At 71.4% G+C, this 12,992-nt stretch carries 11 protein-coding genes and 1 pseudogene; 3 read left to right on the forward strand and 9 right to left on the reverse strand.

What is annotated here, in order from left to right; all coding sequences use genetic code 11:
- Positions 1-22 precede the first annotated feature (22 nt).
- On the forward strand, positions 23-2,206 hold the full coding sequence (locus ACWDX6_RS11855) for a RecQ family ATP-dependent DNA helicase (protein WP_451484782.1): 2,184 nt from the start codon (positions 23-25) through the stop codon (positions 2,204-2,206).
- Between the two features lie 214 nt (positions 2,207-2,420).
- Positions 2,421-3,050: a hypothetical protein gene (locus ACWDX6_RS11860; RefSeq protein WP_451484783.1), complete on the forward strand. Its 630-nt coding sequence runs from the start codon at positions 2,421-2,423 to the stop codon at positions 3,048-3,050.
- A gap of 76 nt (positions 3,051-3,126) precedes the next feature.
- Here ACWDX6_RS11860 and ACWDX6_RS11865 read toward each other — a convergent pair whose 3' ends face one another.
- The 7 genes and pseudogenes from ACWDX6_RS11865 to ACWDX6_RS11895 form a co-directional block, all read right to left on the reverse strand.
- Positions 3,127-3,765, reverse strand: coding sequence for a hypothetical protein (locus ACWDX6_RS11865; protein ID WP_451484784.1), 639 nt, complete (start codon positions 3,763-3,765; stop codon positions 3,127-3,129).
- A gap of 113 nt (positions 3,766-3,878) precedes the next feature.
- Positions 3,879-4,589: a ribonuclease HII gene (locus ACWDX6_RS11870; protein WP_451484785.1), complete on the reverse strand. Its 711-nt coding sequence runs from the start codon at positions 4,587-4,589 to the stop codon at positions 3,879-3,881.
- 83 nt (positions 4,590-4,672) lie between these two features.
- Positions 4,673-4,978: pseudogene (locus tag ACWDX6_RS11875) on the reverse strand (TetR-like C-terminal domain-containing protein); the annotation flags it as partial.
- Between the two features lie 440 nt (positions 4,979-5,418).
- Entirely contained in the window at positions 5,419-6,957 is a 1,539-nt protein-coding gene (locus ACWDX6_RS11880) for a DUF4153 domain-containing protein (protein ID WP_451484786.1), read from the reverse strand.
- A 506-nt stretch (positions 6,958-7,463) separates the two neighbouring features.
- Entirely contained in the window at positions 7,464-8,375 is a 912-nt protein-coding gene (locus ACWDX6_RS11885) for an ADP-ribosylglycohydrolase family protein (protein ID WP_451484787.1), read from the reverse strand.
- On the reverse strand, positions 8,365-9,048 hold the full coding sequence (locus ACWDX6_RS11890; RefSeq protein WP_451484788.1) for a histidine phosphatase family protein: 684 nt from the start codon (positions 9,046-9,048) through the stop codon (positions 8,365-8,367). The genes ACWDX6_RS11885 and ACWDX6_RS11890 overlap by 11 nt, the downstream gene beginning before the upstream one ends.
- A gap of 237 nt (positions 9,049-9,285) precedes the next feature.
- Entirely contained in the window at positions 9,286-9,891 is a 606-nt protein-coding gene (locus ACWDX6_RS11895) for a YdbC family protein (protein WP_451484789.1), read from the reverse strand.
- Between the two features lie 186 nt (positions 9,892-10,077).
- Between ACWDX6_RS11895 and ACWDX6_RS11900 the strand changes: the two genes are divergently transcribed.
- Positions 10,078-10,608 carry a TerD family protein gene (locus ACWDX6_RS11900; protein WP_451484790.1) on the forward strand — a complete coding sequence of 177 codons (531 nt, stop codon included), beginning with the start codon at positions 10,078-10,080 and terminating at the stop codon, positions 10,606-10,608.
- Positions 10,609-10,791: 183 nt separating this feature from the next.
- On the opposite strand, the gene ACWDX6_RS11905 is transcribed toward ACWDX6_RS11900, so the two are convergent.
- Positions 10,792-11,541: a hypothetical protein gene (locus ACWDX6_RS11905; RefSeq protein WP_451484791.1), complete on the reverse strand. Its 750-nt coding sequence runs from the start codon at positions 11,539-11,541 to the stop codon at positions 10,792-10,794.
- A 1,312-nt stretch (positions 11,542-12,853) separates the two neighbouring features.
- The gene (locus ACWDX6_RS11910) at positions 12,854-12,991 is read right to left on the reverse strand and encodes a hypothetical protein (RefSeq protein ID WP_451484792.1); all 138 of its coding nucleotides are present in this window, start codon (positions 12,989-12,991) and stop codon (positions 12,854-12,856) included.
- Position 12,992 lies beyond the last annotated feature (1 nt).

Raw genomic sequence — 12,992 nt, forward strand, 5'->3', positions numbered from 1 at the left:
ACCCATCGGGTTGCATGGGGGCATGACCAACGCAGACCGCCTCGAAGACCGCGCGGCCCTCCGAGCCACCGCCGACGCCGTACTCGCCCGTCTTGTCGGCGATCCGACGGGTACGGCCCGACTGCGGGAGGACCAGTGGCGTGCCATCGAGGCGCTCGTCGCCGAGAAGCGGCGGGCGCTGGTCGTGCAGCGGACCGGCTGGGGCAAGTCGGCGGTGTACTTCGTCGCGACCTCGCTGCTGCGCGCGCTCGGCGGCGGCCCCACCGTGATCGTCTCCCCGCTGCTCGCTCTGATGCGCAACCAGGTCGACGCGGCGGCCCGCGCCGGTATCCGCGCCCGCACGATCAACTCGTCGAACGCCGAGGAGTGGGAGACGGTTCAGCAGGAGGTGGCCGCGGGCGAGGTGGACGTGTTGCTCGTCAGCCCCGAGAGGCTCAACAACCCGGACTTCCGCGACGAGGTGCTGCCCCGGCTCGCCGCCGCCACGGGCCTGCTCGTGGTCGACGAGGCGCACTGCATCTCCGACTGGGGGCACGACTTCCGCCCCGACTACCGTCGTCTGCGGACGATGCTCGCCGATCTGCCCGCCGGTGTCCCGGTGCTCGCCACCACGGCGACGGCGAACGCACGGGTGACGGCGGACGTGGCCGAGCAGCTCGGGACCGGTGCGGGGACGGACGCGCTGGTGCTGCGAGGTCCCCTGGACCGGGAGAGCCTCAGCCTCGGCGTGGTGCGGCTGCCCGACGCGGCCCACCGGCTGGCGTGGCTGGCCGATCACCTCGGCGAGCTTCCCGGCTCCGGGATCGTCTACACCCTCACGGTCGCGGCAGCCGAGGAGGTCACGGCCTATCTCCGCCAGTGCGGCCACACGGTCTCCTCGTACACGGGGCGTACGGAGAACGCCGACCGTCAGCAGGCGGAGGAGGACCTCCAGGCCAACCGGGTCAAGGCGCTGGTGGCGACCTCCGCGCTGGGTATGGGCTTCGACAAGCCGGACCTGGGTTTCGTGGTGCACCTCGGGTCGCCGTCCTCCCCCATCGCGTACTACCAGCAGGTGGGCCGCGCGGGGCGCGGCGTGGAGCACGCGGAGGTGCTGCTGCTGCCGGGGAAGGAGGACGAGGCGATCTGGCAGTACTTCGCCTCGGTCGCCTTCCCGCCCGAGGAGCAGGTGCGTCGCACGCTCGACGTGCTGGCGCAGGCGGACCGCCCGCTGTCGCTGCCCGCGTTGGAGCCGTTGGTGGAGCTGCGGCGGACCCGTCTGGAGACGATGCTCAAGGTGCTGGACGTGGACGGTGCCGTGCGGCGCGTGAAGGGCGGCTGGACGAGCACCGGCCGGCCGTGGGTCTACGACGCCGAGCGGTACGCGTGGGTGGCCCGTCAGCGGTCGGCCGAGCAGCAGGCGATGCGCGAGTACGCGGCGACGACGGGCTGCCGGATGGAGTTTCTGCGGCGCCAGCTGGACGACGAGGAGGCGGCTCCGTGCGGACGCTGTGACAACTGCTCGGGTTCCCGGTTCGATCCGAAGGTGACCGAGGCCGCGCTCGACGCCGCCAAGGGCGAGCTGGGTCGGCCGGGGGTGGACGTGGAGCCGCGCAAGATGTGGCCGACGGGGCTCCCGGCGGTCGGTGTGGATCTGAAGGGCCGCATTCCCGCGGGTGAGCAGGCGTTCCCCGGACGGGCGCTGGGCCGGCTCTCGGACATCGGCTGGGGGAACCGGCTGCGTCCGATGCTCTCGGAGCGGGCGCCGGACGGCCCGGTCCCGGACGATGTCGTACAGGCCGTGGTGCGGGTGCTCGCCGACTGGGCCAAGGGGCCGGGCGGTTGGGCGTCGGGAGCGTCCGACGCGCCTGCCCGGCCGGTCGGTGTGGTCACGGTCGCCTCGCGGAGCAGGCCGCACCTCGTGGGGTCCCTCGGGGAGCGGATCTCGGAGATCGGCCGGATGCCGCTGCTCGGTTCGGTCGCGTACGCGCCGGAGGCGGAGGATCTGCGGATCTCGCGAACGAACAGCGCGCAGCGGGTCGTCGGGCTCCATCAGGCGCTCATGGTTCCGCCGGAGCTGGCCGAGCGGCTGGCCTCGACGGCCGGTCCGGTGCTGCTGGTCGACGACCTCTCGGACAGCGGCTGGACGCTGGCCGTGGCGGCGCGGCTGCTGCGACGGGCGGGGGCGGAGGGGGTGTTCCCGCTGGTGCTCGCCGTCCAGGGATGAAACGGGGAGTGAACAGCGGAGGACTGGGCAGGGATATGAGTGTCATACCGGCTCATTCCAGTCAGCGTTCTCAATTGCTCGTTGCCGCCCGCGCACGGGCCCGCAAGAATTGGAATCCGCCCCGCACAGCCCCCACGCGGTCCGGAAGGACTGTGCTGTGCCGCGCCCTCACTCGCCCCTGACGCCCGACGGGCGCGTATCCGAAGGGAGGACCGTGACCTTCGGATTCGCTCCGTCCGCAGCCACCTCGATCAGCTCGTCGTCCGAGTCCCCAAGCCGCCTTGCTCGGATGCTCGAACCCGCCGAGTGGGCGGCGGCGGGAATTCCGCTCCTCCGCAATCCGCGTGAGGTGGTCAGCGGACTGCACGCGCGGCACCGGCCGACGCCCTCGACCGCGGTCGTGGCCGTCCTCGACCATGAGGAACGGCTCGCCGCCAGCGCTTCGTTCGTCCGCCGCGCCGTCCCGGCGGACGGCTGGGAGTTCCGTAACGCGCTCCTCGCGCATCTGCGCCGGGTCATTCCGCACGACCTCCGGCGGAGGTCTCCGGTGCGGACCGCGGTCCTGCTCTACTGCCGGGACGGTGACGAGCGCTGGACGGAGGAGGACGGTGCCTGGATGTGGGGGCTGCGGGACGCCTGCACGCTCCACGGTCTGCGCTGCGGTGCGTACATCACCCTGACCCGGGGCGGCTGGCAGGTGCTGGGTGAGGGCAGGGGTGGCCGGCAGCCCGGTTCGCAATCCGGTCCGACGGCGCTCGAAGACGTCAGGTCCGAGCTGGAGCCTCTCCGGCCGCGTACGGCGAGTGGAGCCGCCGAACCACTGCGCCGGACGGCCGCCCGCTGAGCCACACGGCGCCCTCCGACGTGCCACGGACCCGGCCACCCCGTAGGGCGGCCGGGTCCGTGGGTCGTCTTCCGGCTCAGGCTCCGGCGCCGAGCGCGGCGTTGACGCGACGTGGGTCGCCGCAGACGATGAGGAGCGCTGTCGCGCGGCCCATCGCCAGGGGCAGGGCGCGGGCGGTGACGTCGTCCGCGCCACCGTTGACCGCCACGACCACGACGGGCCGGGACGCGGCCCGCTCCACGACGGCGGCGTCCGCGAAGAACACATCGTCGCGGGCGTCCTGCTGGGCCCAGTAGGCGGCGTCACCGAAGGACAGCTCGTGTGCCGCCCAGGGGTGCTGCTCGCCGGTGGTGAGGACGAGGATGTCGCCCGGTGCGCGGCCGGTCTCCAGGAGGAGGTCCACCGCTTCCTCCGCGGCGTCGAGAGCGCCGTCGGCCTGGGCCGGAATCACCTGGAGCTGCGGTCCTGACCGCTGCGCGGAACGATTCTCCGGGCGGGGCGGCGGGGAGGCGGCGGGAGCGGCACCGGGTTGCGGGCGCTGCACCGGCGGGCCGGGCCTGGCCGGTCCGGGGCCGGGACGGCCGGGACGCGGTGAGGCCGCGGTGCGCGGGCCGGGTACGGGACGGGGGGTCGGCGCGGGGTGGCCGGCGGCCGTGGTGGCGCGGGGACCCTGGGCACTCTCGTGAATCTGAGGCTCCTCGGGGATGAGAGGCATGAGTGGATGTCTATCAAACGCCGGTGCGTGAGTCATCGGCGGGTGGGCACACATGTGCGCCCCGGCTGCTGAGGCGGCTCTCGGAAGAGTCAGGAGGTTCAGGAGCCGGAAGTTCAGAAGTCGAAGCCGAGTTGGCCCCCGCTTTCCAGTGCGGCCGCCTCGGCGGAGATACGGAATTTCTTGAGGTGCTGCCACCGGGGCATGGCGTCGAGATACGCCCAGGACAGACGGTGGTACGGCGTGGGGCCGCGCTCTTCGAGGGCCGCCTTGTGGACCGGCGAAGGGTAGCCCGCGTTGGCGCCGAAGCCGTAGGCGGAACACTCCTCCGCCCCGGCCTCCAGTTCGGCCATCATCGCGTCGCGCCGGACCTTGGCGATGACCGAGGCGGCGGCCACGGCGATACAGGACTGGTCGCCCTTGATCACCGTACGGACCTTCCAGGGACTGCCGAGATAGTCGTGCTTGCCGTCGAGGATCACCGCGTCCGGACGCATGGGCAGCGCGTCCAGGGCACGGACGGCGGCGAGCCGGAGCGCGGCGGTCATGCCGAGGTCGTCGATCTCCTCCGGGGAGGCGTGGCCCAGCGCGTAGGCGGTGACCCACTTCTCCAGCTCCACCGCCAGGGCGGTGCGGCGCTTGGGGGTGATCAGCTTGGAGTCGGTGAGCCCCTCGGGGGGCCGGCGCAGCCCGGTGACGGCTGCGCACACCGTGACGGGACCGGCCCACGCCCCTCGTCCGACCTCGTCGACACCGGCAATGATCTTGGCGCCGGTGGTGGCTCGGAGCGATCGCTCGACGCTGTGGGTGGGTGGTTCGTACGGCATGGCGCCAGACAGGTTACGCCGATCCATGCCGCCCGCGATACCCGGATTCCCGTCGGATGTCCGAACCGGCCACCGCACGCCTCTCAGCCGCGCCCGGGGCGCAGCAGCGGGACCATGATCTGATCGATCATGGCGGCGATCTCAAAGTCCGCCCATTCGCTGGCGCACATCTTCGAGCGGTACAGCATCAATGCCGGGACGACGTCGAGGAGCAGCTCGCCGGGGGCGTCCGGACGGACCTCACCCCGCCCGATCCCCCGCTGCACCACCTCCTGGAAGAGGCGGGTCGACGGTTCGATCACCCCGGTCACGATCAACCCGTGGAACCGTTCGGCGACCTCGCCGTCGCATTCGTGAATCACCGACCGAAGGCCCCGAGCGGAACCGGGCGTTCGGCGTCTTCGCCGCCGTCTCGGCCGGCGGCGGCGCGATCGGACTGCTGGCCGGCGGCATGGTCACCGAGTGGCTCGACTGGCGCCGGGTGCTGTTCGTCAACGTGCCCTGCTCAACGCCACGCGGCAGGTGGGCGGTTCCCTGGGTCTTTCCCTTCTGGTGACGGTGTTCGGTACGGCGAGCCGCGACGAGGCGGAGAAGCAGGTCCCCTCCTTCCTCGCCACCGCGACCCCGGCCCAGAAGGCGGAGTTCGCGGCGTCGAAGGAGCTCCCGGCCCCCTGGGGCCACGATGTGCTCACGTCCGGCATCTCGACGGCCTGCCCCGCGAGACGCCCCCTTCAGCGGTTCTCGGCGGCTTCCCCCGTCCCCCTTCGCCTCGTGGCGGAACGGGACGGAGAGGCTCGGTCGTACGGGCTCCGTCGGCGTCGGACCGGAATCAAGGGGCGCCGTGCGGATCGACGTCACCGTACACATCGCCGTCACCGTCCGGGTCGTAGTCCTCTTCCCGGCTCGGCGACCCGCAGGCCTCGGGCGATGGCGAGAGGGGACGGTCCGCCAGGATCGCGCGGGCCCTCCTCTCCGACCAACTGGTGGCGTACCAACTGCCGTCGTCCGCACGGAGCCGGGCGTCGATGTCCAGCAGCGCGCAGGAGCGCTGGGGTTCGGGAAGCCGGTCGAGCACGGGCACCGCGTCGGCCGAGAGACCTTCGAGATAGCGCAGATCGATCTTGCCGAGCTCGGCGTACCGTTCGACGTTGCGCTCGGCGACCAGGGCGTCGGGTGACACCAGGCCGAAGGTGAGGACAGCGGCGGCGGCACTGACGGCCAGCGCCCGAGGCAGCAGGCGGGCACCGAACACTCCGGCGGCCATGATCAGCAGGATGACCACGCCCAGCCAGATCTCCATCGCGGTGACGGACAGGCGCAGGCGCGTGAGGCCGTAGGCGTCGATGTACAGGTCCATCCTGCGCAGCGCGGAGGCGACCACGACGAGCGTCAGCACGCACAGGGTGCCGAGCACGGCGCGGACGAGCGTCCGGTCGCGGGTGTCGGAGCGCGGCGCCCATCGCAGGGCGAGGCCGATCACCAGGAGGGTCAGCAGGGTGGCCACGAGCAGCTGCCAGAAGCCCTGGCGAGCGTACTCGGAGTAGGTCAGCCCGGTTTCGCTGAGCACCTTGTCGTACCCGCCGAAGAGGACAGCGAGTTGGACGGCGTTGAAAGCCGCGAAGAGAAGGTTCAGGACAACGAGCGGAAGGGCCCACTCCAGTCGGGCACGCGCCCGTCCCGGGCGGACGGCCACGCGATCCCAGCGCAGGGGCGCGGCGGCGGTGCGGGCGAGGGAGATCGCTCCGAACAGACCGAGCAGCAGGAACGAGAGCCGCCAGGGCGCCTGGGCGAGCGAGACGTCGGGTATCAGTGAGCCGAGGAGATCGGCGAAGGCCGCGTCGGCGCCGGCGAACAGCGCGCCGAAGACGACAAGCAGCAGGACGGCCACGCCGACCGTGCGCACGATCGGCCCGAGGCGGCCACGGGAACCGTCCGCGCGGTCGCGCAGCCCCCGCAGGACCCAGGTGGTGCCGGAGCCCAGGGAGTCGATGAGTCCGACGGGCCCGAGCAGCATGCTGGGCCACCCCCTCCCCCCGTGCAGCGCGAAGGCGGTGAGCACCAGCGCGGACACGATGGCCAGGAACGTCGGCCAGCCCGCGTCGCGGAGCGCCGGTACGGCGAGGAGGGCGAGCCCTCCGACGGCCCACACGAGGGTCCAGGGCCGCAGCCGACGGCCCGCGTGGCGGGCGGCGAAGGAGGCGGCGAGGATCGCCGGAGCGGCCACGATGATCAGGTTCAGGCCGATTCCGTCACCGAGCAGCAGGGCGCTGAGCAGGGCGGTGGCGAGGATCGCCCAGAGCGTCGGGGCGGTCACCCGCGCCGGCGGGTCCGGACGAAGCCGGGTGAGCCGGCTCTCGCGCGGAGGCATCGGGGGTCCCCAGGGCTGGTGCGGCGGCCTCGGCCCGCCGGGCGGGCCGGCCGCGGCTCGCTGCTGCGTCGCGCGCGCACCGGGCGGCGGCCGGTGGGCCCGCGGTGGGGGCGGGCTCGCCCCTTCGGCTGCGGGGCCGAAGGGCGGCTTCGGCTCGGCCGGGTCTCTGTTCTTCGATGGTTCTTCAGGCGTGTCGGACACGGGACCCCCTCCCGACCCGGCCCGCGCAGGCCATGGTTGGCGGAAGGCTGCGGTCCGGGTGTCTCGTCTGCGCGCTCTGTCATGATCAGCGCTTTCGGAGTGGTCGACTCTAACCGCGCTCCGGGAGATCCAACCGGAGCGGACAGCGCTGTGGCAGGACCGTGACACTCCACTTCGGACGAGCGGGGCGATCGGCGCTCATGAGGGAGCCGTGTCAGGGAGCCATGTCAGGGAGTCGCGGCGGGGAGTCACGTCAGGCAGTCGCGGCGGCGAGTCGCGTAAGAGGCGTCGCGTCGGGCTTCGCGTCAGGGGCGAACCGTGGCCGGAAGCCAGTCCGGCAGCTCCTCGGTCTGCTCCAGCCAGGCGGCAGGCGGCGCGCCGGCCGCCGCCGAGGCGGCCACTCCACCGGCGATCGCGCAGGTGGTGTCGACGTCGCCGCCCGCCTGCGCCGTCGTCCAGAACACCTGCTCGTAGTCGCCCAGGGCTCGGGCGGCCGACCAGAGCGCGAACGGAACCGTGTCGTGGGCGCTGGTGCGACGCCCGCATCCGAGGACCGCGGCCACCGTGCCCGCGTCGCCGTAGTCGAGCATGTCCCGGGCCCGCCGCAGACCGGCGCCGACGGCGCTGCGCGGTACGAGCGCGATGACCCCGTCGAGCAGGTCGGTGGGTGTCGGCGGACCGGCCGGATCCGCGGCCAGTGCCGCGGCGGCCGCCACGGCCATGGCTCCGACGACGGCCTCCCGGTGCTGGTGCGTGGTGTACGCGGAGATCTCGGCCTGGTGGGTCGCCTGTTCCGGATCGTCCGCGTACCAGGCGCCGAGCGGGGCGATCCGCATGGCGGCTCCGTTGCCCCACGATCCCTGGCCCTTGAAGAGGGCCGAGGCCAGTTCCCGCCAGTCGCCGCCCTCCCGGACGAGCCGCAGCATCCGGTCGACCGTGGCGCCGTAGCCCCGGTCGGCATCGTGGTGCTCGGCGAACGACCGAGCGAGGGCGTCCTGATCGATACGGCCGTGCCGGGCGAGCACGGCCAGGACCGAGCAGGCCATCTCGGTGTCGTCGGTCCACTTCCAGGGACCGGCCGGCACCTCGCGTCGTTTCAGCAGCGGATAGTTGGCGGGGACGAAGAACTGGGAGCCCAGGGCGTCTCCCACGGTCAGCCCGCGGAGGCTGGCCAGGGCGCGGTCGAAGCGCCGGTCGAGAGAGAAGTCAGCGGTCATCGCTCTGCCACTCTATCCCGGTGTGGCCGTACGGCTCCGGCGTACGCCAGCGCTCGAACGGGCGGTCCAGGGTGTATCTGCCGTCCTCCCCCAGCAGCAGCATCCTCGTCTCGGCGTTGCCGGGATTGGACAGCGACTCGAAGTCGGCGACCGTCCAGTGGAACCAGCGCATGCAGAACAGGCGCATGGTCAGCCCGTGCGTGACCAGCAGCACGTTCGGCGGATGATCCGGCGCCTCGAAGCTGCGGTAGAGGCTTTCGAGGAACGCGCCGACCCTGTCGTACACATCGGCCCCCGACTCGCCCTGCGCGAAGCGGTAGAAGAAGTGCCCGTACGCGTCGCGGTACGCCTTCTGCAGCCGGACGTCTTCCCGGTCCTGCCAGTTCCCCCAGTCCTGTTCCCGCAGCCGCGGCTCCTCCCGCACCCGGACCCGCCCGGGATCCAGCCGGAACGCCCGGAACGTCTCGTGCGTACGACGGTACGGCGAGACGTACACGCTGATCCGTTCGTCCCCGAAGAGCGCCCGGAGCCGCGCCCCCGTCTCCTCCGCCTGCCGCAGACCGGTCTCGGTGAGCCTGAGCGCGTGGTCGGGCTCCCGTTCGTACACGGTGTCATCGGCATTGCCCTCGGACTCTCCGTGCCGTACGAGAACGATGCGCCGCGGTCGTGCCATGCCACGACCCTAGATCGCCCGGTCCGGACAGGCTCGGTCGCGTAGGCGCCCGGAGTCCATCCGGCGTATCCGGCCGGTGAAGCGGCGCCGCGGCCGCCGGCCGCGTTCGTGCCGGGGCCGAGTCGGGCTCGGGGCGGCGGCTCGGTCGGAGCCACGGCCGCCGCCGGGTCGGCGAAGGAGCCGACCACCTCGCGGGGGCGCGAGGAGACGGACCCCCCACCGACCACGCCGCGCCGGTCACACCGTCCAGGACGGCTCGAGCTGCACCACGTCCCCCGCCAGCGCCGCCACATCGGCCTCCGTCTGGGCGCGCAGGCCGAGCCGTTCGATGCGTTCCACCCGGTACTTCCCGTGCTCCGCGGCGGACCGCCACATCGACAGCACGAGGAACTCGCACCCCGGCGCCTCGCCGAACACCCCGCGGAGCATGCCGGGAGAGCCGGCCATGGCCGGATTCCAGACCTTCTCCTGCATCAGCGCGAAATGCTCGACCCGGTCCTCGTGGACTCGGCAGTGGGCGACCCGGGCCACGTCGGCGTCCGTGAACCGCGGCTCGAAACCCGTCTTGACGTCGAAGCGGTGGTCGAAGAGCTTGACCTGGGCATCCTTGAACGTGCCCGACTGCGTGGCCGCGAGCCGGTCGTGCGAGCGTGCCATGAACGAGTCGTAGAAGGCGCGGCTCTCCCAGAACGAGAAGACATGGGCGACATCGGGCCGTCCTCGGCTCCATCCTCCGCCCTGTCCCCGGAATCCCGGCTCACCCAGCAGCCCCGCCCATTTCCGCTGCCCCCGCTCGAACCCCCGACGGTCCACCACGGTGCAGCGAATCCACTTGACCAGCACCGCGCCATCGTACGGGCCAGGACAGGGCCCCCGTCGGAGTACGAAGAAGTGCGGTCTGTGATCACCGCGGCCGGTGCCGTGTCCACCACGGGCGTGGGATACGCATGACACCATGGGCAAACCGCCCGGTACCACGGGCACTTGACCAGACACGGCAGGGCGACGCGTACGCGGAAAGGGGACACGGTGAGCGGTCTCAACAAGGGGGTCGGCAAGGTCGAGGTGACGCTCAAGTGGGACCCCAGCCCGATGGGCGCCCCGGCGCACGACCTGGATCTGATCGCGGGGGTCTACACAGCGGACGATCCGTACGGATCGCCTGCCTATCTGGTGCACTTCGGAAGCCGCTCCCCCGACGGCACCATCACCCTCAACCGCGACAGCCGTACGGGGCAGGGCTTCGGCTACGACGAGGCGATGACCCTGGAACTGGACCGCCTGGCGCCGCACTACGCGCGCGTGGTGGTGGGTGTGGCCATACAGCAGGGTGGCGGACGCCGGACGTTCGGCGACATCGACCACGCCGGTGTACGCGTGCGTGAGGGCTACACCGAGCTCCTTGCCCACGACTTCGCCGCCGTGGCCGACGCCACGGCGGCGACGATCGTCGAGTTCGGCCGCGACGCGGACAGCGGCTGGTCCTACCGGGCGACACCGCGCGGCTTCGACTGCGACCCGCAGACCTTCACGACACTGATGGGCGCCCAGCACTCCTGAACCCTGCCGCCTCGGGCAGGACGCGAACACCCCGCGGCCAGGACGGCGGACAGACGCCGAGGGCGGTGGCGCCGGGAAACCGGCACCACCGCCCTCGCACGAGCTTCACCCCCGAGGGGTGAGCGGAATACTGGCGGAGACCACTTATTGCTGGCGTGTCGTATTCCTCGCCTCAGCCGCTCTTCATGCTCGACGTCGGGGACCTGGCCAGGGGTAGCCGAGTTGATCGGCAAACTCCTGCGAGCCGCCGCAAACCTCGGCGACCTCGCGGGGGTCTTCGGCCGTGAGATGAGCCTCAAGGCGCTCTGCTTGGCCACCCGGGTCGTCTCCGGAGACCGGAAGGGTCATCTTGAACTGAAGCCAGGGACGGTCTTCTCTGATCGCGGAGCGGCCGGGATGGAACAGGAGGACGCCGATCTGGTCAGGTTCCCAGTGCCAAGCTGAGACGGCTCCCAGTTCGCATTCCCAGGTCGTCAGCCAGCCGACACGCTCCCGGAGCCGTTCTTCCAGAAGCCGGGCGACTGTTCGGGCCGGCCACTCCCAGCTGTGGTCGGTCGAGGCCCGGCGGACTTCCGCGTCGTACTGATTGACGTCGAATCGAAGCTCTGGGAGGTCGACATCGTCTTCATCCGGGTTGCGCCAGCCGCTCCAGACCACGTGCTGCCCTTCGCGCCTGATGGTCACGTAGACAGCGCCGCAGCATCCTTCCGTGCACTCGGCCTCGGCAAGCCGAACCTCGCGGGGCGTGTCTGTCGCGTGAAGCGGCGCATGCTGCCCCAACAGATACCGAGGGTCATCTGCCGGCCCCCCGTCGAACACGTCGACCAGGATGTCTCGTCCGTTGATGATCGGTCGGCATTCCACGGCGCCGTGTCGGCTTCCCAGCGGTGGCACGACGATGCGGAGGGACAGCAGGTGCGGTTCAGTGGTCATTGGCTGATGGTCTCGGAGTCAGTGGCAGTTGTCGTGCGTGTTTCTGCTTGAAGGAGACGGGGGACTCCGTCCTGGACATTGCCTGGATGCCTCTGCATGTCGTGGGCGCGGGCGGCGAGGTAGTCGGCCCAGGAGGTCTTGGCGAACCCTGCCCAGCGAACTGCGGTGTTGGGGTGGACTGCCGAGGATGCTCGCGAGGACCGGTGCGGGCAGGTCACCGGCGAGCGCGACCAGGGCCGCGTTCCGGGCCGGTCTGGTGTCGATGCGTGGGGCAGGAGTTTTGAGCTGAGGCCGGTCTGAGAGGTGGGGCGGCCGGGGACCAGACCGGGGAAGAGCCGTGGCCCGCCGCGGTTGGTGCGGGTGAGGGCGGCTCGGGTGTGGGGTGCTTCGGCCAGCTGGTGGAGGAGCCTGGCGAGCCGGGGCGGCAGCAGGATTGGGTGCCGGTCGACGGTGAGGTAGCTGTTGCCATCGGTGAGCGAGTTGGGTCGCGGTCAGGTGCCGGACGTGGGACGCGTGCAGGCCGAAGAGCGGGATCAGTGCGCCGGCGGCCCGGGTGTCCAGAGCCATCGTGGAGTCGGTCAGGCACCGTTTTAGCAGCTGCCAGTGGCCGTCTTCGTCCATCAGCTGGCTGGGCTGCTGACGCGGAATGGAAGGGACAGTGAGCTTGCCAGTGAGGCCGCGGCCGGTGGTCCAGGACAGGAAGTAGCGAATCGCGTAGGTGCGGGTGTTGCCCGCGTCCAGCCAGCGGTCGAGGCCGTCTTGCCGAAGTCCGCCCAGGTCGAGGCCGTGCTCGTCCAGCCAGGTGAGGAACTCCAGAGCCACCAGGACACGGGTGCGGAGGAACGAGCCCGGCTCCGCCGGGCGGCGTCGCTGGGCGGCGCGTCGTCGGGCTCGCCGCAGCAGGTGCCAGTGCGCGTAGGGACGGGCCATCTGGACGTGGCCGACGGGACGGACGGCCAGGACCGTGTCCAGCCAGGCAGGGATGCGGTCGAGTTCCTCATCTCGCCCTGGGAGGGCTCCGAGGTGTACGAAGGGTCTCCGCACCACCGACAGCCGCGGCTTGATCGTCCCGTCCTCGTCCAGGAAACGCGTCCTCTGCTTCCGGGCCCAGCCGTCCGGCATCGCCTCGAAGACGGCCGGCTCCGGTTCCAGATGCACGACCCCGTCGGCCAGCACCAAGTGCGCGGCCCCCGGCAGATCCACCCCTCGACTCGCGATGCATCTAACGCAACATCGTTGAATCGGTTGCGTCAGAGCCGCCGACCAGCGGAAATGGGCTGGCCGCCCGGGTGTAGGCCCGGGCGGCCAGGTGTCACTTCTTCTTGCTGGTCTTCGCCTGCGACAGGGCACTGCCCGCCACGGACTTCTGTGCCGGGGTCGACTTCGGGTTGTTCAGCTGCTTGCTGGCCTTCGAAGCGACCTTCTTGCTGGTCTCACGCTTATTTGCCATG

It is taken from the genome of Streptomyces sp. NPDC003027 (assembly GCF_053591435.1).